Origin of the sequence: Streptomyces sp. NPDC001787 (assembly GCF_040297465.1) — a bacterium.
In the GTDB taxonomy this organism is placed as follows: Bacteria; Actinomycetota; Actinomycetes; order Streptomycetales; family Streptomycetaceae; genus Streptomyces.
The window spans coordinates 36,438-55,474 of sequence record NZ_JBEOZE010000015.1 but is presented as its reverse complement, the minus strand read 5'-3'; the positions used below and the strand labels follow the sequence as shown (position 1 = coordinate 55,474).

Sequence of the window (19,037 nt, the reverse complement as noted above, 5' to 3'; positions counted from 1 at the left end):
GGACGGGGCGCCCGGCCGCTGCCGACGATGCATCACTGCTCGTCTGCGTCGCGGTCGGTCGGGGCCAGGCCAGCCGACTGCAGGTCTGCAACCAGCCGCTCCGCTTCGGTGGCGCCATTCTCGTCCTGCCCTGGGGGCAATGGCAGCGACTGTCCGGGAACTCCGGTGTCAGACAAGGCCAGTGTCTCCGTCGCGAGCCGTTCACGCGCGAGTGCGAATCCGAGGGCGTCCTCCTCGTCCTCGAACGCGTACTTGCTGACAACCTTCTCCAACTCGGCGAAGAGCCCAGCGCGTCGGGCCATCGTCGCGAAACGACGTTCCACACCGAGCAGTTCGCGAGCCATGAGGAACTGCTGCTCGTCGTCGCCGCAGACCTCACGCAGAACGTCGATCATCTCCGCACTGTTGACGAACGCGCTCTCCCGCGGTGGATCCGGGTACGGCTCGCCGGTGGCGGCCTGATAGATGCCGGGAAGCGAGTCCTCGATCTCGTGCTTCGCATAGACCCACTCGTGCCGGATGGCCCGCAGTTCCTCCATGGTGATCAAGGTCAGCTGGCGTACGTACTCGGGTCCGTTGGCCCGGATCCAGGTCTGAGCCTCCAGAAGGCGGCGCAGCCACTCCTCCCGTGCCTGCTGAAGGTAGGCACCGTGTACGAGGCGCCCCTTGAACAGGTGAAGCCGGCCGCTCATCCGCCGGAAGTCGCGTACATCCCGGTCGTCATCGACGTCCAGGGCGTTGCGCAGCTCCAGGAGCGGCAACATCCACTCCTTCTCCACGTCGTTGCTGATCATGGCCTGCATCGACTTGTCCTGCGAGACCAAGGTGCAGGTCCAGCAGCCGAACCTGCTGTCGCCGCACGACGGCGTCGTCGAGTCGACGACCAGCGGGCATTCCGCGTCCGGTGACGCCCCCTGGTACATCGTCAGCAGGTCCTTGTTGCTGTGGCCCCAGGGGTTCGAGTACTGCATGAGCAGCTGCCACACCTCGTCGCTGGTCAGGTCTTCGACCGGCGAGTACACCAGGGAGTTGGGCAGTGAGGCGTTGGGGCTGAGGCGGTCCCGCACCCGGCGCCGCTCGTGCCGTGCCATGGCCCGGGCCCGGGCCCCCGACTCGGCCTTGCGAGTGCCCAGGACCAGGATGGTCTCACCGTGCTCGGCGACCACCGCACGGATGAACGCATTCGAAGGTTTAATTTTCAATCGTTCCGTGCACCACCGGAATTTTGGCCTCGGGGCCGCGTAGCCCCGGCCGATCAGGCACACCCAGAACGAGTCCTCGACCGCCGGCGTCAGCCGGTGCGCCTCGATGGGCAGGCCCTGGTCTTCGGCTGCCCTGCGCATCGCGGCCAGTGAGGCATCCACCCAGGCTGCGACGACGGGGTTCTCCACGCCGGTGTCCGTGCTGATGACGTGGACGACCTTGGTGCGCTCGGCGGGCAGGCCGGCGAGCGCCATCCACACGAGCATCAGGCACAGCGTTGAATCCTTGCCGCCGCTGTAGCCGACGACCCAAGGTACGGAGTCAGCGCGGTACAGCTCACGGATCTCGTCGAGGATGCCGCGGAGCCACTGCCCCATGCTCCCTCCCGCGAACGGGACGGTGCGCGTGGGGGAGAGGCCCAGGAGTACAGGAGGACGCATACGCAAGCCTTCGTGTAGGAAGCCGGTCGAACCGGCTGCGGTGGCCCGTCCCGCCGGAAGCGAGGCCGGTTCGGACAGGGACGCGGACGGCGCGCCCCTGCCGCGGGAGGCGATCAGTGGTCGTCGCGGATGCTGCGCACGATGGCGGCGGCGGAGGCGCCGAGGGTCTCCAGACTGTCGGAGGCGGACACGCCGGTCAGGAAGGTGCGGCTCTCGTCGCGGAGGTTCGCCGAGACGTACAGGTGTCCGTCCTGGACTGCAAGGTTGTACCCGCCGCCGACGTCGTCCCGGTGCTCGATGCACGCGCCGTCGTGCCACTCCCAGGGCTCCGCCGACCAGCCATCGCCGAGCAGCCGGGCGGCGGCGCTCCCGATATCGCTGACGCTGAACCGCGCGGGATCCTGCACGAGGCCCGCTGCCGTGCGCAGCAAGGCGAGCACCGCAGCGGCACCGTGCGCACTCGTGATCTCGATAGACGGCGAGGAGATGTGGCCGTCGTCGCCCGCCCACAGCACCGCGTGGCCGCCGTTCCAGCGGATGTCGGCCACTCCGGGGCGGGAGCCATAGGTGACCGAGGCACCGCCGACCACCTCGGCAGCGAGGGCCGCGAATTCCCGGACCGTTGAGCGGGTCTGCACTGTGCGTGCTTCCAGTTCCGTCACCAGCTTCTTCCAAGCCGGAAGGATCTCCGTGCGGATGGCGTCGGCGACCGCTGCCGGGTCACCTATGGTTCCCGACACCTGCCCGTCGAAGTCCGTGCGCCTGCGCCACACCAGGTCGCCCCGGGATCGGATCTGCACGCGGACCTTGGTGCGCGAACGTATCGGCGAGGTGGTGGAGACAGCGAGTTCGATGCCGGGGCCGTCGAGGACGGCGAACGTCGAGGAGTCGCAGCCTGACGCGCTCCAGCCGGACCCCAGCAAATGGGCGAGCTGGACGGCGTACTGGAGTGCGTAGCGAGCAACGGGCATGGAGGGCTCCTGAAGAAGAGAAGAGAGGTGGTGGGGTGCGGGCACGGGTCAGTTTTGGAACGGGTGCCAGTGGGCCGCCGCTCGGTGCGGGAAGACGGCGGCCACGATCGCGGGCCAGTCCGTACCGCGGTGCTCACGGGGTGATGCCGGGCGGGCCGTCCAGTCCTGCGCGCCGGTGTCGTCGGCGAGAAACGCCTCACGTAGGCACTCGCCGCACAGGCCGGCGACCGGGGAGGGGTACTGCTGGTCGTCCTCGGCGGGGCGGTCGGGGTGCAGCAGCGCGTGGCGGGACGCCGCTTCGAACAGCATCCGGGGCCAGTCGACGGCCCCGGATGAGCGTTCGAGGATCGCCGCCGCTCCGTCGCGCATGTCGTAGTAGGCGCTGGTGGGCATGGACTCGTACTGACGGGTCCGGCCGTTCCAGCGCTGGTTGCCGAGGACGTCCTGGGTCAGAACGCGCACGACCGCTTCGCGGTTGGGCATGGGTGACTTTCTGGTGCGGTCCGGTCAGTAGCAGAGCGCGGCGCCGTCGAACCAGGCATGGTCTGGCACCCGCGCGCCGGGGAGGACACCCGAGATGACGGGGCAGGGGGCGAAGGGGACCTCGGCCAGGCGGACTTCGGAGGCGAGCGGCTTCAGTGCCGTGAGCATGTTCAGGAAGTCCTGGCCGATCAGCGGGTTCGGACTGGGGAGGTTCATCAGGAGACCGGGGTGCGAGGCGTAGCCGAGCCGCTGGTAGAAGGGCTCCAGCGACGGGCCGTGGATGAGCATCGATAGTCCCCAGCCAGCTTCCCGGTAGCGCCGTTCGGCGCGGCGGATCAGGGCCTTTCCGATGCCTCGCCCGCGGTACTTCGCGTCGACGGCCACCCCCTGGATCATGGTCACGCGATGCACGAGGGCCAGGGTCAGCGGGGATCCTCGGAGTCCCGGGTGCTCCACGAGCCAGTCCGGGGGCCCGGCCAGCAGTGCGCCGACCGGCTTTCCGCGCTGGTCCTCGGCGATGAGGCAGAGGTTGAGGTTGTGGGAGAGCGGCGGTTCGGGAGCCAATCCGAGCATGAGCCGGGCCGAGTGGAAGGGCGAGGGATGATCAGGGTCCGCGTGTCGGATCAGGCTCATGAAGGCCTCACGGTCGCGGTGTCCGGCGTCGCGGACGCGGAACGGGGGGCGGGGGCGTCGAGAAGACATACGGGTGGTCCTGAGATGAGGAAGGAGAACGGGCGCCGAGCGCCCTGAAGCGGAAACTCGGCGAGCGCCGCATCCGTTGCTCTAACTATACCTAAGTAAAAGCAATTAAGCAATATGCCTAAGAGTTGTCGGTCGTCCACCGGTCACCGGTCCGGACGTGGCCGGCGCGCACCCACTTAGCTACGCGGTCGGTGAACTCCGCTCGCGCGAACCCTCGCCCGTCGCGGACGACGAAACCCTCGTCCAATTCGGTGTCTGTCCGGCTCTCGAAAGCTCCAGGCAGAAGGCGGGCATCTGCGGGGCGGGGGCCCCGGGCGAGCACGGGCGCGGTCGGCAGCCCGAGCATTTCTGCCCAGGCCGCCGTCTCGTCCCACGACAGGCAGTCCTCACCCTCCCAGACGGAGAACACCATGAACGGCGGCAGATCCCGCTCGTAGGCGATGGAGTGCGAGACGGTCAGGTCCTCACCGCACACACGGACGCCCGGCGGGATCGATGGGCACACGGCGCCGGCGAAGGCCCGCATGCGGCTCTGCCACGGCCTGCTGCGCCCTGAGGGGGACCGTCCGTACATTCCGCCCGCGTGGAGAGTCGTGTTGGCCCCGTCCATCTTCATCGTGGTGACGAGTTCGCGGCCCGGCTCGGGAACGAACCGGGGCCAGACGCACCAGACGTCGTCGGCGGTGGCCCCCGGAGAGCCCGGCAGGTGCGGGGTATGGGGGTAGCGCGGCAGCGGTTCAGTCACGGTAGAGCTCCACGGGCGCCGAAGAACCGGGGATCTCGGGGCCGCCCTGTTCGCGGGCGAGGGAGTGCAGCAGTGCGCGGTGGAAGTCGGTGAGATCGCCGGTTCGCCACAGTCCGGCCATGCGGCCTGCGCCGAGCACGACGACTGGCCCGCGGAGGGGCTGCGGCAGTACCTGACGGGTCGCCCGGTGGACCAAGGTGGTGGCCAGTTCGTTGACCGGCAGAGTGGCGCCGGGATCGGCGGCGTCCTGCCGGGAGATCACGCACAGGGCCGTCTCACCGTCGGCTGCCGCGAACCGGACGAAGCGCGGGTCGCCGCCCAGTTCGTCGCGCAGTACGGCTTCCTTCAGCGGCCAGGGGCCGGGCACGTGTGTTTTGGTGGTGACGGAGTCGGTGTCGATGCGGACTCCGGAGCGAGTGGGTGTTACGGGTGGATCTCCTTGGGCGAAGGGCGGTGCTGGGTATCGGTGTTCGTGGGTGACCAGGTGTCCCGGGTCACCCGGCCGCGCGGTGTGAGTGACCACATCTCGTCGGGCTCCTCGCCGTGCTTCGGGACGGCCTGCGATGCCGTGCGCTTCCAGACGAGCAGACAGGCAGTGGAGTCGGCGTCCGGGAAGTCAGCCGTCGGCTTCGCCGACGGCGGCACGGTGTGGTTCACGCCGTCGTAGTAGGTCGGGCCGTGCCGGTGAGCCGCGCGCCGTTTGAGGGCCCATTCGGGAATGGCCTGGTTCGGGGCGAACTCCAGCGGGCCGCTTTCGGCCGGCCGCAGCCGGCGCGATGGGATGAAGGCGAAATAGACAGTCAAGGGCCTGGAATCTCGTGCGCGGCGTAGTGCCATGGGTTGGAAGAAGCCAATCTGGCGACGCGGCGGTCGGATCGACGGCCTCGCCAACCAGCAGCTGTAATCACAACCTACTCTATGCAATCCGATTAAGCAATTCACTTCTCGGTGTCCCCGGCCTTCGCAGCCTGGCATGATCGACACCATGGATGGTCTCGTGATCGCGGCATGTGACGGTGCGTCCAAGGGCAACCCCGGTCCGGCCGCCTGGGCGTGGGTCGTGGCGGACGCTGATGGGTCCCCGGTGCGCTGGGAAGCGGGGCCACTGGGCATCGGCACCAACAACGTGGCCGAACTGACCGCCCTGCAGAAGCTGCTGGAGTCGACACCGGCCAAGGCGGCGCTCCAGGTGCGCATGGACTCTCAGTACGCGATGAAAGCCGTCACTGTCTGGCTGCCCGGATGGAAGCGAAACGGCTGGAAGACCGCCAGCGGGAAGCCGGTGGCCAACAGGGACCTTGTCGAAAGCATCGACCGCGAACTCCAAGGCCGGCAGGTCGAATTCGTCTACGTCCCCGCGCATCAGGTCGGCGGAGATCCGCTGAACGCCATCGCGGACCATGCGGCGAGCCGGGCCGCGGTTACCCAGGAGGCAGCCGGAACGGTCCACGGGGCGAAGACGGTTCCCGCAGCGCCCCCAGCCGCGCCAGCAGCAGGCCGTGCTGGGAAAGCCACGAGCTCACGGGCGGCCAGCAGCAGAAAGGCCGGGCGAGGATCCCGGACCATCGCCGCGAAGTTCAACGGCAAGTGCCAGTGCGGCCGCGCCTATGCGGCGGGGAGTCAGATCGCCAAGACGGCCCGCGGTTGGGGGCACCCGGAGTGCGCGACCACCTGAGGGGCCCCGCACTCCTGCGCTTCCTCAGAACAGGCCCACCTGGCCCGCCTCCGCCAGCTCCTCGCTCCGGGTCCGGGACGCCGGCGAGGTGCCTGCGGGCGCGGGTGGTTCGAGCGCCCGGCGACTGCGCAACTCATCCGCGTTCGCCCGGCGAACCATGACCTCGTGCTCAGCGAGCCCGTCGAGGGCCCCCACCGAGTATCCGACGGTGGGCTTCTCCAGATGCGCTTGAAACCGGGCCAGCAACGCCACTCGGTCCGGGCCGTACGCGGCAAGGACGGCGACGACGACTCCGGACGGATGGCGGGTGTCGCGCAGGGTGAAGCCGTCCGGCTGTTGCGCTGCGGGCAGACCCTCCACCTCGTACTGCGACAGCCGTTCGGCACCGAGGCCGGTCAGCGCCTGAGCGACGGTGTGACTCCGGGTGGGACGCACTGCCGCCGTCGCCGGTTGGACCGGCGGCCTGCGGGAGGCCGTCCGGTCGTCGCCGTATGCACCGCCGCCCCCGGGTGACCGGTCCGTGCCGGGCTCACCGGTCTCGACTCCTTGTGGCATGGGCTGTCTCCTCGTGCTGTCAGAGGTTGGCCGGCAGGGGCGGGCCGCCCCTGCCAGCAATGAATCGTGGTGCGGACGTGGCGCTCAGGGGGCGTCGTCAGGGGCACCGCTGGTCTTGGAGCCGGGGCAGCCTTCGTGGTCTTCAGTGCAGGCATGCACGCCCAGGATCGTGACGCCGCCCTCTGCCGTGGCCAGGAGCGCCATGGCCTTTGCCAGGGCTACCCTGGCCGATCTCTGGTGGGTGCCGCCGAACTGCAGATCGTCTCCGTGCGCCGCGATCGTGTCGAGAAGCTCTTCGCGCATGGCGTCGATCTGCTCACGGGATTGTCGGCTCTGCTCCTCGATGGCCAGAGGAAGCACAGGAAGTCGGCAAGGCGGGAGCGAAACAGTGGTCCGGGCAGAAGCGGGCGTACCGCTTCGTCCGAATCCGTCGAGTCACGCACCCGGACCACCCGGCCGAACACGCCGATCGCGTCACGCGGCATGTTCTGCCTCGCCTTCGCTTTCCTCGGTGACCTGGGTGTCCAGGACCTCAAGCAGCTCGGCGAACCGGGAGTAATCGACGGTGTCCGAGGTGCATGCGTTGTCGAGAATGGCCGGATCGAGGTCCCGGATGTGCCGCTCGATCTGGGTGCGGCTCGGCACGCGGCTCCCGGGCACCTGGAGGGTGAGCCGAACGTCGTGCAGAGTCACCCGCACGGCCTTCACCTGGACGGTAACGGTGTGGTGGGTCATGTGTGGCTTTCTTGAGAGTGGGGCACCGCAGTTCGGTGCCCCTGATCAGGCGGCGCGCGCCGGTTCGGGCCGCAGCACCGGGGTGAAGCGGGCGTACGGGGCGAAGTCGCTGGCGGTGACGCTGGTCTCGTAGATCGTGGAGCCGACGGCCTCCACCGTGGCGACACCCTTGCGCAGACAGGAGTAGATGCCCTTGAGGAGCGACGTAGCCGATTCGCGGGGCTGGAATGCCCAGTCCGACTCCGGCCAGCGCGTTTCCACCTCGTATGTGGCAGCCATCTGGGGAATCGGGGGCATGAGCCCGCTGCTGGTGAGCGTGACCGGCTGCGGCCGGGCCGCGAACCGGGTTCCGTCGAGCGTCCCCCCGCAGCTGTACCAGCCGTTGCCGCTCAGCGCGGCACGGGCCGACGTCATCAGCTGTCCCCAGTGCTGCCGCCGGGTGTTGAACCACTCTCCGCCCGTGGGAAGCCGCTCAAGTCCTTCGACGACAGGGCGGACCTCAACAATGTCGGGATCGTCGGGAACGGCGTAGAGCCGCACGCCCGTCGCGGGCTGGGGGCCCTTCAGTACCTGGATGTCGGCCTGGAGAAGAGCGTGAGTCATGCGGTCGACCGTCTCGGTCATCGCGCGAGGGAGGAAGCGCCACCCGATCCCGTCGGGCCCGCACTGCACCGTGAGGATGTGGCCGCTCGCCGTTCCCGAGCACCCGCCGCGTCCCGCGCCGTGCAGATGGAGGCGGAGGGTGTCGAGGACTGTCTCCGCCGCCATGGGACGGCCGCCCCGGAAGGCGCCGTGCTCCTTGCTGAACGGCTGCGCCTCGTATGCCTCAAAGAGGTTGGGCGGCAGTCCTTCGAGGTCGCCGGCCGGTGTCACGGTCAGCGGCACGGAGGGTCGGAGGGGGCGGGAGGGCGTGTAGAGGGCGGACGGAACGCGGACATGCATGAAGATTCTCCGGGAGAGTGTGGCGGGGCGGCGGGAGCGGCGGTCCGCCGCGGGTCTGTCTCCGTCCGGCCGAGCTCCGTTAAAGGCGCGTCGGCTCAACGGGCGGGAGGGGAGCGGTATTTCGCCGCTACGCACTAACCTACAGAAGTAATTGCAATTAAGCAATATCAATGCCGGTGGTTTGACTGACCCGGCACGATCACCCCTGCCTCCCCCGGCCGGCAGTCGGGCAAGTCGGCAGGGAGATACGCGCGCAGGATCCGGCCTCGTCGAACGAACCACCTCCCGGTCGCGGTCACCGACCACCGGTGGGCCTCATCGGCAACTGGCATCTCGGCACACGCCTGGTGGCGCTGTGCCAGCCCCCACGGCCCCAGCGGGCCGGGAGCGCCGAGCAGCAGCCCGTCATCCTCGCCCTCGCACCACAGGTAGGTCACGCCTCCAGCGAGAACCCAGTCACCCGGGCGCAGGATCGTGCCGGGCAGCGCACTGCTGTACGGAACCGGGCCGGGCGCGAAGAAGGGCGCTCCGGCTTCGGCGAGCGATTGCCGCGAGCGGTAAGCGGTGCGTACCTCCTCGTCCGAACCGAAGAGCCGGCCGCGCTCGTCGGCCCAGGCACCGTCGCCATCGCGGGTGTACGTCGCGGAACGCAGGGTGAACCGGTCGCCGGTCTCAAGACTGCGTGGCATCGGGGGAAGGAGCAGGGAGTTGGACATGGTTCCTCCAGGGTGAGTCGGCCGCGAAGGGCGTGCGGTGCCGCGGGTTCGTCGCAGAAGCCGGGAAGGCGCAGGCGGCGGCCGTCGAGGTGACGGCCGCCGCGGTGCACCGACGGTGGGTGGTGTTCGGGTCAGGCGGGCAGCGCGGTGCCATACGGGCGCAGCAGCCTCGGGCCGAAGACGTCCAGGAGGTCCCACTGCTCCGGGTGTGCAGAGTCAGAGAGGAGCATGCACACGGGCTGTTCGGCATCGTTGCCGAAGAACGGGTGCCCGTATAGGTGGAACTGCTCGGGATAGTTGTCGAGGACCAGACCTGCGGCGCGCATCGGCTGCAGGAGGTTCGTCAGGTCGTCGCGGGTCCGCGGAAGTCCTGCGGCCTGCCAGACGTGGATGAGCTCGCGGTGGCGGTCCGCGTCGAGCTCCGGAAGAGGGTCGTGGAAGTGGTGAAGGATGCTGCCGTCGGCGGCGCGGATGCTGTGTAGTTCCAGGTCTCGGCCGGTCTCGGCGTCGTAGCTGTCGTTGATGTGGAAGACCAGGTAGGCGGCGTCGGGGATCTGGGCCCGCAGCGTGTCGGCGATCAGGAGCGCGAGGCCCTGCGCGTCATGCTGCTGGTCCTCCTGGGTCCGGCGCCAGGTGATGGGGTCTGCGTAGTGAACGGGCGCACCGTCCAGGGCGTCCCGCAGCCCGCGCACGGCGCGGACCGCCCGCCCTTGGAGAAGGGCGTAGACGACGGGCGCGGCATCACGGTGGGCGTCGAGATCGGCGTTCTCGTCAAGGAGCGCCAGGGCGGCCCTGATGTCGTCGGCGAGGTGGCTCGGAGGGCTCGTCGTCATGGTGGTGGAGATCCGTTCGTGCGGTGGCGGGGGAAAAGCCGAGAGGGGCGTGGACGTTGAGGGTCAAGGGCGGGGAGCCGGCAGCTGCTCCAGGCGCGCGGAATCGGCACGCGCGTGCTGGGCTGTGTAGCCGGAGTCGCAGTGCGAGTAGCAGTACGCCCCGGCCGGCGCACCGCACCCTTCGCAGCTGTCGTCGAAATCGGAGGGGAGGAAGGGGCGCGGCGGTGTTCCCGCTCGGTCAGGGTGGGTCACTGCTGTGGTCCGTTCATGCGGGGTGGGGCGGCCATGTCGGCGAGGACGTGCGCGGCGAGCCGATGTTCGAACAGCGCTACGACGAGCAGCAGTTGTGTGGTGCTGGCTGCGTAGTCGCGGAAGTGCGTGCTGGTGAGGGCCCTCACGTAGCCCGGCCAGATGCGGTAAGGCCTGCGATCCGGGAGGACTTGGAGATGGTCGGGAAGTGCCTCGCCGTCGGGGCGTACCCAAATCTGGCTGCTGGGCGATTCCATCTCCTCCTTGGTCCAGCTGCGGTTCTCCAGATAGCTCTCCACCTGGGAGGGCGTCAGTTGGTCGACGGCTGTGCTGTCGAGGAATACGTACTGCTGCAAGAGCAAGGGTGCCTCCGGAGGGTGTGAGGTGTGGTGAGGGGAACGGCGTGGGGGATCAGGCCTTGGTGATGCGGCGTCGGGTGCTCCCCATGCACCCTGCGTGTCGGCAGAAGCGGCTCGCGTCCGCTTTCGAGGCCCAGCTCAACGACGACTTCGCCAGTCGTCGAGCGAGGCCGCATCCGGCCCAGGGGTCGGGGCCGCTGCGGTAGACGACGGCCCGGTGGAGCTTGCCGCCGGGGGCCGCCTGTGCCTCGCCGACCACCGGGCCGGTGCCGTCCAAGAGGTACGCGGAACTCACTCGTCGTCCTCTTTGGCCGTGCGCCGCCAGGCGCGCTCTTCCCACCGCTTGATCACCCGGCGGGTCTTGCGGCGGCTGTTGCGGCGCTTCTGGCCCCGCCTGCTAGCGCCCTGGACGTGGGGAAATTCGTCGCGCTCATGGCTGAGGCGCCTGTAATTGAGGATTGCCAACGAATGATCTTTCGGTTCGTGCGGTCTCGCACCCTGCGGTCTCTGGGGCGGCGGCCATCGGTCCCACGGGATCGGCGAAGGCGTGGCCCGTGCCGATCCCGACTTCTGATCTCAACTTACATGAATCAAAGTAATTAAGCAACTATATTTTGCTGGAGAGGGCCTTTCGCCGGGATCACACCGGCCCTCACTTCAAAAAATCAGAGCACCGAGTGTCACACGGGCACGGCCCTTCACACCTCTATAGGCGATACCCGCTCTCTCCCCGGACGAAGGAGACTCAATGCCTGACAACTTCACGGCTCCGCCCCGACGCGACGACCCGTTCGGCTTCCCGGACTGGCCGCCGGGGCCCTCCACCCTGGCGGCATGGCGACAGTGGGCCACCCGCGAGCCGTACGACACGGCCCGGCAAGAAATCTCCGACACCGGCCTGCTCATCCCCGAACCTTCCGGGCCCCAGGCTCATGCCGAGGCCCGCGTCCTGACCGCGCTCATCTGCGAGTACGGCATGCACCGCCCCGAGTTGACCGACGGCCCGTATGGGATCACCAGCATCACGCCCCGCACCGAAGAGCTGACCATCCACGTCGCCGACAGCGAACTTGAACGCTGGGCCCGTGCCCTCGCAGCCGCGGGGATCGACATCCGCGCGGAGGCAGCCGTCCAAGACGCCGGCGCGACGCCTACCGGAGTTGCGCTCGCCATCGACGGTGCGCGCATCATCCTCGCTCCCGCCACGCCCTCAGCGTGGTATGACGCCTCCGCCAGCGCAGTGCAGCGTGCGGCCCTGCTCGACAGCCCCGATCACCCCACCCCCGAGGACGAGCTGGCGACGGTGCTATCTGCCACGCTCCGGCGCATCGGCCTGCTCTGGGACGTGGCCCACAGGCACTCCAGCGTGCACCTGATGCTCACCGAGCACGCGGGCAAGACCTACCTTCTCGACGCCTCAGCAGGACGGCAGATGCTGAGCGTCATCCCCCTGTGGCAGGCGCTCTCGATGCCCTTGCAGTTGTGGCCGGCCGGCCGCGCCCCGCGCAGTGCGGACGCGGGAGCAGCCGTAATCGACGCCGTGAACGTCTTCCGGCCCGAGCCGACCGCCACCGACCCGGCAGAGTCCTTGTGTCATCTGGTGGATCTGGAGGCCACCGCGGTCACCCGACGAGCGGCGACACACGCGCTCCAGATCGCTCAGGCCGTCCTCGATACTCCGGCCCACACTTCGATCTGGGACGCCGGGGGCTGGATCGGCACCTGCCGTCGCTCAACGGCGCGCGGCGAATATTCCACCCATGAGGACCGCTTGGTGCCACCCGGAACAGAGTGGCTGCTCGATGCTTCCGGCGTCGACCTCCTCGAACTCGGGACCCTGGCGCTGTGTGCCCAGTTGTCCCAGAGGGAGGTGGACGACCTCCGGGGCTTGGAAAAGTATCAACTCCCGCTGTGGTGGGGAGTGGACACGCTGATCGAACTGCTGAACTGGGCACTGGCTGCGGCGACCAGCCCGCTCCCCGCAGATGCCAAAGAACACCCCACCCCCCACCGCACGCCCCAGAGGGCGGCAGAGGCAGCCGCATCACACATGCTCGCTGCGCACGCAGCCATCGAAGACATCGGTGCGGCTGAGCTCCAGCGCGAAGACGACACGTGGCGCCTCTCGAAGCCTGATGCCATCCCCACCAAGAGCGTTCCGACGATCGCGGACCTGATCCTGGCCGCCCACGCGCATGACGCGTTGGACTTCCGCGGGCTCGTCGAAGCACTGACCTACTTCAGCCACAGGGTCAACTCCACAGCTGGCCTCGCCGACGGACACCGCAGCCTCGAAGGAGACGGGGACTTCCCCAACAGCTACACCGGACACATCAGCACCTGGTACGGCCAGCCCTGCACTCTCGTCGGCGAAGAGGCCAACCACGCCGCAGTGGGCAGTGCCGCCTACCGCCGGCATTTGGCGGCCCACCGCGCGGTCTTCGACCCCTTCGTCGAGTGCTACCTGGCCGCAGCCGACCAGCTGCCGGGCGAGCACGATGTGGCCGAACGCCACCGCGCCGGAGCCCAAGCCCTTCGAACAGCAGATCTCGTTGCGCTGCGCGATCTCGATCCGCGGCGGCAGCCTGGCGACAGCGACGAGTTCCTGAACATCGTGGCGACCATCCCACTGGAGGTGCACGAGGTCGAGTCCTGGGTCGACGACGTCTTCGGAGACGACGCCTGACCCACGCCGTGCCGGGGCGCTCAGGAAGGCGACCCGCGGCAGCCACTCGCAACAACGGCCGCTTTCTCCCCTTCCTGCCGCTTGACCCGCACGAGCTCGACGCGTGGTTCGACATGGCGTACCTCAGAGGAGAGGCCTCCGCCTGAGCCCGGGGGCGAAGCGGGTGAACCCCGTTCCGCCCCCGGCCCTCCGCCTCGCACACCCGCCCGACGCTCCTTGGACCCGGTGAAGACCGGGTGACCACCCGTTGGCGAGCCTGGCGAAAGCCCTGCCCGCGAAGCCACTGCCTGGCAAAATGAGTAGCTGGGGAGGACTGCATCGGCAACGGTGCTGAGTGAGGAGCAGTGCGTGGGGGCGGAAACGATCAATGGCAGATTTTTACTGCTCCCGAACACTCCTCGGACTGGCGGCTTGTCCGAAGTCCGCAAGGCCGTGGACACGACCAGCGAAGAGGGCGACTACGCAGCCATCAAGCTCCTCAGACAGCGCGACGATGAAGTCACCCAGATCTTCCTTGAACGGGAGACCGCGGCACTCAGGGCCCTCGACCACCCCCACATTGTGCGGATGCTCGATTCCGGCTGGGATGCGGAGCAGGACCGGTACTTCATCGCCCTCGAATGGATCGACGGGAGCCTCAAGGGCGAAATGGCCGAGGGCCGGCCGGTCGCCTGGGCATCCTTTTTCTCCCGCATCGGCAAACCGCTCGCTTCGGCTCTCGCCTACGCGCACGAGCACCAGATCGAGCACCGGGACCTGAAGCCGGGCAACGTCCTGATCGCCGACGACGGCACGGTGAAACTCGCCGACTTCGGCATCGCCAAGATTCTCTCCAAGGCCGTTGTCAGCGACCACACCGTGGCCGGGTACCGCTCCAACCTCTACGCGCCACCGGAACAGGGCGATGCGATCCCCTACGTACGGGACGTATACAGCTTCGCAGTCCTGGCGATCCAGGCACTGTCGGGCGGTAAGGCGGCCGACTACCCCGACCTCGCCCCGATCCTGGACGAGTTGGAGCTTGAGACCGAGGTCCGCAACATCCTCCGGTCCTGCATCGACTACGACCCGAAGCTGCGCCCCGCGAACGCGGCCGTACTCGAGTACCAGCTCCTGGAGGCCGAGCAAGTCTGCAGCAGCCGGCAGGCCCGGCGCCGGAACTTCGTGTGGCTGAAGATGACCCGGCGGGCCGCCGAATCCCTCGGCGACGTCTCACAGGACAGCAGCGACATCGACTGGGACCAGGCTCGGTCGGCCGTCCTGGCGGACCTATCCGGCCCGGTCCATGCCGACTACGGCTACAACCAGCAGACCGGCGAGGTCGACAGCGCAACCCTTCGCATCTTCGGGCGCTCCCGCTTCCTGCGTCTGGTCTCCGACGAACACAACCCTGACCGCTGCGTGATCATCTCAGCCGAGGACCGCCCGGAGGAGTGGATGGCCAAACGGCGTGAGCGCTCCGTGCCCGTCGGGCCGGTCCTGACCTGGACCTTCGATGACCCCGGTGAGGACCCCGCCTACGACGGGCTCACCCTCCTGTTGCAGCGCCTCGACACGCATCTCGACCAGCGGGAGAAAGCAGCTCAGGACCGCCAGACCCACAACCTCGGAGACCTCTTCAACGGTTGGCGGCGCCTGCTCGAAGCACGCGAGGAACTCGCCGCCGGCGGACGCCAGCCCCAGGAATACGACCGCGTCGACGGTCACGGCCGCACCCGCGTCTTCCACCTGGCCACCCCGACTGCCACTTCACTGATCGGCGAAGAATGGTCGGTGGCCGCCTACCCCTACAGTCGGCCCGTCGACCGTGGGGAAGTGACCGCCCAGACCGAAGACACCCTGGTCGTCCGCTTCGCCCGCCCAGATGCCGCCCTGCCCGGCCGCGGCGTACTGCTCCCCTTCCTCGGGCCCAGCCAGAGCGCCATCAATCGCCAGCGCGACGCCCTGACCAACGTCGCGGCCGGCCAGAGCGTCAACCCGGCTCTGCGGCAGATCATCGATAACCCGGCCAGCATCACCCACCGGCCGCCCACCGACGTCACCACCTGGTTCCGTGCCGACCTCGACAAGAGCAAGCGCGACGTCGTCGCCCATGCCCTGGGGACCCAGGACCTGCTGCTGGTCGAAGGACCGCCGGGCACCGGCAAGACCACCGTCATCGCCGAGATCGTCGAGCAGACCCTCAAACGCGACCCCCACGCCCGCATCCTCATCGTCAGCCAGACCCACATCGCGATCGACAACGCCCTGAAGAAGATCGAGGACGCAGGCATCACCGGCCTCGTCCGCTTGGGCCGCCCGGATGACCCACGCGTTGCCGAGAGCGCCCAGCCCCTCCTCCTCGACCGGCAGGTCAAACGCTGGACCCAGGGCGTACGCACCCGCGCAGAGAAGTACCTCGACGCCGTCGCCGCGGACAACGGGATCGAAGCCCGGCACCTGAAAGCAGCCCTCCTCCTCGAGGAGATCGCCGCTGTCGCCGGCGACCTCGAGCACGTGAGCCGCAAGCTCGACGCCCTCGCCAGCCAACCAGCCCCGGACCGCACCACCTCGGCCCGGGAACTGGGCGAGGAAGTCGTGACCATCCGCGCCCGCCGAGACCAACTCCACGACCAGCGTGCCGAGCTGTTCGCCGATGCGCAACGCATGATTGCCGGGGAACTCACCCTGCGTGAGGACCTCAGCACGGCCGACGCCCGCGATGCAGTCGAAGCTCTCCTGGGACCCGCCGGCCAGGGCCGCGAGCTCATGCGGCTGTTGCGCCTGCAGGGCGAGTGGCTCCAGCGCATCGGCACCGACCAGAACCTGATCACGGCGTTCCTGCGGACCCGCCAGGTCATCGGTGGTACAGCCCTGGGATTCCTCGGCCACCCCGCCGCCCGCGACCTCGAGTTCGATGTGTGCATCTTCGACGAGGCGTCCAAGGCGACCGCCACCGAAGGCCTCGTACCCCTGGCCAAGGCCAAGCGGTGGGTACTCGTGGGCGACACCAACCAGCTTCCGCCGATCGACGAAGATCTCCTCCGTGACGAGCAGATCATGTGCGACCACCAGCTCATCCCCGACCTGGTGACGACGACCCTGTTCCAGTACCTCGCCAACAACACCGACTTCCCCGTCAAGCACCTGCTGCGCGAGCAGTACCGCATGACACCGGCCATCGGAAACCTGATCTCCACATGCTTCTACGACGAGAAGCTGCTTTCCCCCAACCACCACAGCCTGCCGGGCTACGACCAGATCAACAGACCCGTCCTGTGGCTCGACACCAGCGAGCTGCCCGGACGGCGTGAGTCGGAGCGCACCGCGGCCGAGACCAGCATTTCCAACCTGCTGGAGTCCAAGCTGGCCGCCAGACGCCTGGAAGTCATCGACCAGGCCATCGACAAGCAGATCATCAAGATCCCCGACGGCCGCCCGTTCGAAGTCCTCGTCATCGCCCCGTACGGACGACAGGTTGAGGAACTCAGCCGCCGTCTGGCCTCCCTCCGGCTCAAGCACATCACCCCCGAGGTCCTGTCCGTCGACGCCGTCCAAGGCCGCGAATGCGACCTGGCAGTCTTCTCGGTCACCCGGAGCAATGCCCGCTCCCAGTTCGGATTCCTCGGCCAGCCGTACTGGCGCCGCATCAACGTCGCCCTGTCCCGCGCCCGCTATGGCCTCATCGTCGTCGGAGACGCCGCCTTCTGCCGCAGCAAACCCGGCGCCCTGCGCGACGTCCTCGACTACATGAGCTCCCACCCTGAGGACTGCGAGATCCGCAATGCCTACCTTTAGCCCCGACAGCCTCCTCGCGGTCCGCTTCCACAACGCCCGCCCCGGCCTCGAACTCGCCGCGATCATCGACGCTGCACTTCCGGTCGCACTGATCACCGCAGACGTCCTGGCCCAGGACCGCAAGCGCCTGGCGCTGCTCGACGAGTTCGTCCTGCGCTTCGTCAACAACAAGGTCCCCAGCGAAACCGCCATCGCGGGGATGCTCGGCCTCTCCGAACGCATGGTCAGCCAGACCGTCGCCGACCACTTCAGCGCGGACAACCTCACCTACGCCCTCCCAGCCCCCAGCCAGCCCGGCATCCGCACACTGCGACTGACCGCCCGCGGCGAACAGACGGCCCGCGAGATGGCCGCCATCACCCCCGTACGAGTCGACCAGCCCGTCGTCTACGACCAGCTCCTGGGCAAGGTGCGCCCCTACGACCGGCACACCATCATTCCCCACGGGCAGGCCGAGGAAGCCGGGATGCTGATACTGCCCGCCGTCCACGGAGCGCTGGTGGAGATCGGCGACATCAGCGCCGGCGACATCAACGCCTTGCTGCGCGAACGCGGCAACACCGACCGCGAAGTCCTCCAGGTCCGAGGCGTCACCCAGGCCAAGGCCCGGCGCGTCATGCCGGCCAAGCTCCTCGTGTACGCCGACCCGGACCGCACCGACATCCAACTCGGCGTCGTTGTCGACGGGGAACTCAGCCACCATCACGAGATCACCCTGATCAGCCTCGGCGGGGCCGCCTCCCTCGGCATCACCGTTGAGCCGGCCGCCGAGCGCCCGGCCCTGGAACCCGAACTGGAAAAGGCCCGAGTCGCCCTGCCGGAAGTCATCCAGCAGCGAGCCGAGCAGGCGGCACTGCAACTCGGCTCCGCACCACCCGCGCCGACAGCCCCCGCAGAGCCCGGCCCGCAGTACGACGAGATCCGGGCCATCGGCGTCTTCGAACATCCCGAATTGCTCGACGACGCTCTCACCCAAGCCCGTCGCAGGCTCCTGATCATCTCACCGTGGATCAAGAATGCGATCGTCACCACGGAGTTCCTCAGCAAACTGGAAAGCCGCCTCACCCGCGGGGTTCGCGTCCACATCGCCTACGGCTACGACGACAGCGATGCCAAGACGGACCAAGGCGCGGTCCGGAAACTGACCAACCTCGCCGCCCGGTACCCCGCCAAGTTCACGTTCAGCCGGCTCAAGAGCACCCACGCCAAGGTCCTCGTCTACGACGACGTCTGGGTCACCACCAGCTTCAACTGGCTCAGCTTCCAGGGAGACCGTGACCGCACCTACCGCATGGAGGAAGGAAGCCTCGTACGCAACCGGCAAATCACCGACACCCAGCACGCCCGATACATCGAGCTGATCGACCAACAAAGCTGGTAGAATCCTGTCCGACGCCGGGATGTCAGCGGCCACAGCTACGGTCAGCGGCATGACCTCGATACCTTCGGCCACCCCCACCGGCTGGCTGCTGCGCGTCTCCGCCACTTCGGCCCCCGCAGACCCCGAGAACTTCGAACAACAGCGGCAACTTCTGCGGTCCGTAGCCGGGTTCGACCCCAACACCCGCATCTGGACGGCGTACATCGGCCAGCTGGACATCCGAGCGCTGGACGTCCTCCAGCAGCTGTACGACGCAGCCCGCCGCTTCAGCACTGAGATCCATCTCGAACCCGTCGCTGCTCCGCCGGGGTGGGAAGGACCCACCTTCACCGACGAGGGCGACGTAGCCGCTCTCCTTGTCGCGCGGGCCGATCAGGGGCGCCCTCACCGTCGTTCTCCACGCGAACTGACGCCCGCGCCTGCTCGGGTGGGCCCCCAAGCGGTGTGCCCCGGCGGAACGGTAGAGGTTTTCTGGCCTCTCGGGAGGCCAGAAGTATTGCGAGGCGATCTCGCTTCCTGCCGCGGGAAATATAGCCGTACCGCTGATGACCTGCTGGTGCATAGGGTTGGAACTGCAGTCGCAGG

Annotated in this window: 20 protein-coding genes; 4 read left to right on the top strand and 16 right to left on the bottom strand. The window is 68.3% G+C overall.

From position 1 onward, the window contains the following. Positions 1-32: 32 nt before the first annotated feature. From dndC to ABT170_RS21130, 7 genes are all read right to left on the bottom strand, one after another. Positions 33-1,580: a DNA phosphorothioation system sulfurtransferase DndC gene (gene dndC, locus ABT170_RS21160; RefSeq protein ID WP_351869513.1), complete on the bottom strand. Its 1,548-nt coding sequence runs from the start codon at positions 1,578-1,580 to the stop codon at positions 33-35. Between the two features lie 176 nt (positions 1,581-1,756). Further along, entirely contained in the window at positions 1,757-2,614 is an 858-nt protein-coding gene (locus tag ABT170_RS21155) for a hypothetical protein (protein ID WP_351869510.1), read from the bottom strand. A gap of 48 nt (positions 2,615-2,662) precedes the next feature. Beyond that, positions 2,663-3,097, bottom strand: coding sequence for a hypothetical protein (locus tag ABT170_RS21150; RefSeq protein WP_351869507.1), 435 nt, complete (start codon positions 3,095-3,097; stop codon positions 2,663-2,665). A gap of 24 nt (positions 3,098-3,121) precedes the next feature. Continuing rightward, positions 3,122-3,730, bottom strand: coding sequence for a GNAT family N-acetyltransferase (locus tag ABT170_RS21145; RefSeq protein ID WP_266815590.1), 609 nt, complete (start codon positions 3,728-3,730; stop codon positions 3,122-3,124). A 187-nt stretch (positions 3,731-3,917) separates the two neighbouring features. Continuing rightward, the gene (locus ABT170_RS21140) at positions 3,918-4,544 is read right to left on the bottom strand and encodes an RNA ligase family protein (protein ID WP_351869504.1); all 627 of its coding nucleotides are present in this window, start codon (positions 4,542-4,544) and stop codon (positions 3,918-3,920) included. Continuing rightward, a complete protein-coding gene (locus ABT170_RS21135) occupies positions 4,537-4,911 on the bottom strand; it encodes a hypothetical protein (protein WP_351869501.1) in 375 nt (124 codons plus the stop codon). Before ABT170_RS21135 ends, ABT170_RS21140 begins: the two co-directional genes overlap by 8 nt. 56 nt (positions 4,912-4,967) lie before the next feature. Next, entirely contained in the window at positions 4,968-5,348 is a 381-nt protein-coding gene (locus tag ABT170_RS21130) for a hypothetical protein (RefSeq protein WP_351869498.1), read from the bottom strand. Between the two features lie 169 nt (positions 5,349-5,517). On the opposite strand from ABT170_RS21130, the gene ABT170_RS21125 reads away from it, so the two are divergent. Beyond that, complete coding sequence (locus ABT170_RS21125) at positions 5,518-6,219, top strand: ribonuclease H family protein (RefSeq protein ID WP_351869495.1); 702 nt, start codon at positions 5,518-5,520, stop codon at positions 6,217-6,219. 24 nt (positions 6,220-6,243) lie between these two features. On the opposite strand, the gene ABT170_RS21120 is transcribed toward ABT170_RS21125, so the two are convergent. From ABT170_RS21120 to ABT170_RS21080, 9 genes are all read right to left on the bottom strand, one after another. After that, positions 6,244-6,774, bottom strand: a complete 531-nt coding sequence (locus ABT170_RS21120) for a hypothetical protein (protein WP_351869492.1) — start codon at positions 6,772-6,774, stop codon at positions 6,244-6,246. Positions 6,775-6,858: 84 nt separating this feature from the next. Further along, positions 6,859-7,134 (bottom strand): hypothetical protein, encoded by a 276-nt coding sequence (locus ABT170_RS21115; RefSeq protein ID WP_351869489.1) that lies wholly within the window; start codon positions 7,132-7,134, stop codon positions 6,859-6,861. Between the two features lie 114 nt (positions 7,135-7,248). Next, the gene (locus tag ABT170_RS21110; protein ID WP_351869486.1) at positions 7,249-7,509 is read right to left on the bottom strand and encodes a hypothetical protein; all 261 of its coding nucleotides are present in this window, start codon (positions 7,507-7,509) and stop codon (positions 7,249-7,251) included. 45 nt (positions 7,510-7,554) lie between these two features. Further along, positions 7,555-8,451, bottom strand: coding sequence for a hypothetical protein (locus ABT170_RS21105; protein ID WP_351869483.1), 897 nt, complete (start codon positions 8,449-8,451; stop codon positions 7,555-7,557). 167 nt (positions 8,452-8,618) lie between these two features. Next, complete coding sequence (locus ABT170_RS21100) at positions 8,619-9,167, bottom strand: hypothetical protein (RefSeq protein ID WP_351869480.1); 549 nt, start codon at positions 9,165-9,167, stop codon at positions 8,619-8,621. A 131-nt stretch (positions 9,168-9,298) separates the two neighbouring features. After that, entirely contained in the window at positions 9,299-10,000 is a 702-nt protein-coding gene (locus ABT170_RS21095; RefSeq protein WP_351869478.1) for a hypothetical protein, read from the bottom strand. A 248-nt stretch (positions 10,001-10,248) separates the two neighbouring features. Beyond that, positions 10,249-10,611, bottom strand: coding sequence for a hypothetical protein (locus ABT170_RS21090; RefSeq protein ID WP_351869475.1), 363 nt, complete (start codon positions 10,609-10,611; stop codon positions 10,249-10,251). A gap of 49 nt (positions 10,612-10,660) precedes the next feature. Beyond that, complete coding sequence (locus ABT170_RS21085) at positions 10,661-10,903, bottom strand: hypothetical protein (protein ID WP_351869472.1); 243 nt, start codon at positions 10,901-10,903, stop codon at positions 10,661-10,663. Beyond that, positions 10,900-11,073: a hypothetical protein gene (locus ABT170_RS21080; RefSeq protein WP_351869469.1), complete on the bottom strand. Its 174-nt coding sequence runs from the start codon at positions 11,071-11,073 to the stop codon at positions 10,900-10,902. The genes ABT170_RS21085 and ABT170_RS21080 overlap by 4 nt, the downstream gene beginning before the upstream one ends. Before the next feature lie 283 nt (positions 11,074-11,356). Between ABT170_RS21080 and ABT170_RS21075 the strand changes: the two genes are divergently transcribed. The 3 genes from ABT170_RS21075 to ABT170_RS21065 all read left to right on the top strand — a co-directional run bounded on the left by ABT170_RS21075 (position 11,357) and on the right by ABT170_RS21065 (position 18,452). Further along, a complete protein-coding gene (locus ABT170_RS21075) occupies positions 11,357-13,294 on the top strand; it encodes a hypothetical protein (RefSeq protein ID WP_351869467.1) in 1,938 nt (645 codons plus the stop codon). A gap of 348 nt (positions 13,295-13,642) precedes the next feature. Then, on the top strand, positions 13,643-17,071 hold the full coding sequence (locus tag ABT170_RS21070; protein ID WP_351869464.1) for a serine/threonine-protein kinase: 3,429 nt from the start codon (positions 13,643-13,645) through the stop codon (positions 17,069-17,071). Beyond that, entirely contained in the window at positions 17,058-18,452 is a 1,395-nt protein-coding gene (locus tag ABT170_RS21065) for a phospholipase D-like domain-containing protein (RefSeq protein ID WP_351869461.1), read from the top strand. The genes ABT170_RS21070 and ABT170_RS21065 overlap by 14 nt, the downstream gene beginning before the upstream one ends. The last annotated feature ends 585 nt before the right edge of the window (positions 18,453-19,037 follow it).

What these genes read in the sequence shown, in the direction of transcription:
- ABT170_RS21125 (WP_351869495.1), top strand. Translation starts at nt 5,518, where the DNA reads ATGATCGACACCATGGATGGTCTCGTGATCGCGGCATGTGACGGTGCG.
- ABT170_RS21155 (WP_351869510.1), bottom strand. Translation starts at nt 2,614, where the DNA reads ATGCCCGTTGCTCGCTACGCACTCCAGTACGCCGTCCAGCTCGCCCAT.
- ABT170_RS21100 (WP_351869480.1), bottom strand. Translation starts at nt 9,167, where the DNA reads ATGTCCAACTCCCTGCTCCTTCCCCCGATGCCACGCAGTCTTGAGACC.
- ABT170_RS21105 (WP_351869483.1), bottom strand. Translation starts at nt 8,451, where the DNA reads ATGCATGTCCGCGTTCCGTCCGCCCTCTACACGCCCTCCCGCCCCCTC.
- ABT170_RS21075 (WP_351869467.1), top strand. Translation starts at nt 11,357, where the DNA reads ATGCCTGACAACTTCACGGCTCCGCCCCGACGCGACGACCCGTTCGGC.
- ABT170_RS21145 (WP_266815590.1), bottom strand. Translation starts at nt 3,730, where the DNA reads ATGAGCCTGATCCGACACGCGGACCCTGATCATCCCTCGCCCTTCCAC.
- ABT170_RS21120 (WP_351869492.1), bottom strand. Translation starts at nt 6,774, where the DNA reads ATGCCACAAGGAGTCGAGACCGGTGAGCCCGGCACGGACCGGTCACCC.
- ABT170_RS21150 (WP_351869507.1), bottom strand. Translation starts at nt 3,097, where the DNA reads ATGCCCAACCGCGAAGCGGTCGTGCGCGTTCTGACCCAGGACGTCCTC.
- ABT170_RS21065 (WP_351869461.1), top strand. Translation starts at nt 17,058, where the DNA reads ATGCCTACCTTTAGCCCCGACAGCCTCCTCGCGGTCCGCTTCCACAAC.
- ABT170_RS21095 (WP_351869478.1), bottom strand. Translation starts at nt 10,000, where the DNA reads ATGACGACGAGCCCTCCGAGCCACCTCGCCGACGACATCAGGGCCGCC.
- ABT170_RS21110 (WP_351869486.1), bottom strand. Translation starts at nt 7,509, where the DNA reads ATGACCCACCACACCGTTACCGTCCAGGTGAAGGCCGTGCGGGTGACT.
- dndC (WP_351869513.1), bottom strand. Translation starts at nt 1,580, where the DNA reads ATGGGGCAGTGGCTCCGCGGCATCCTCGACGAGATCCGTGAGCTGTAC.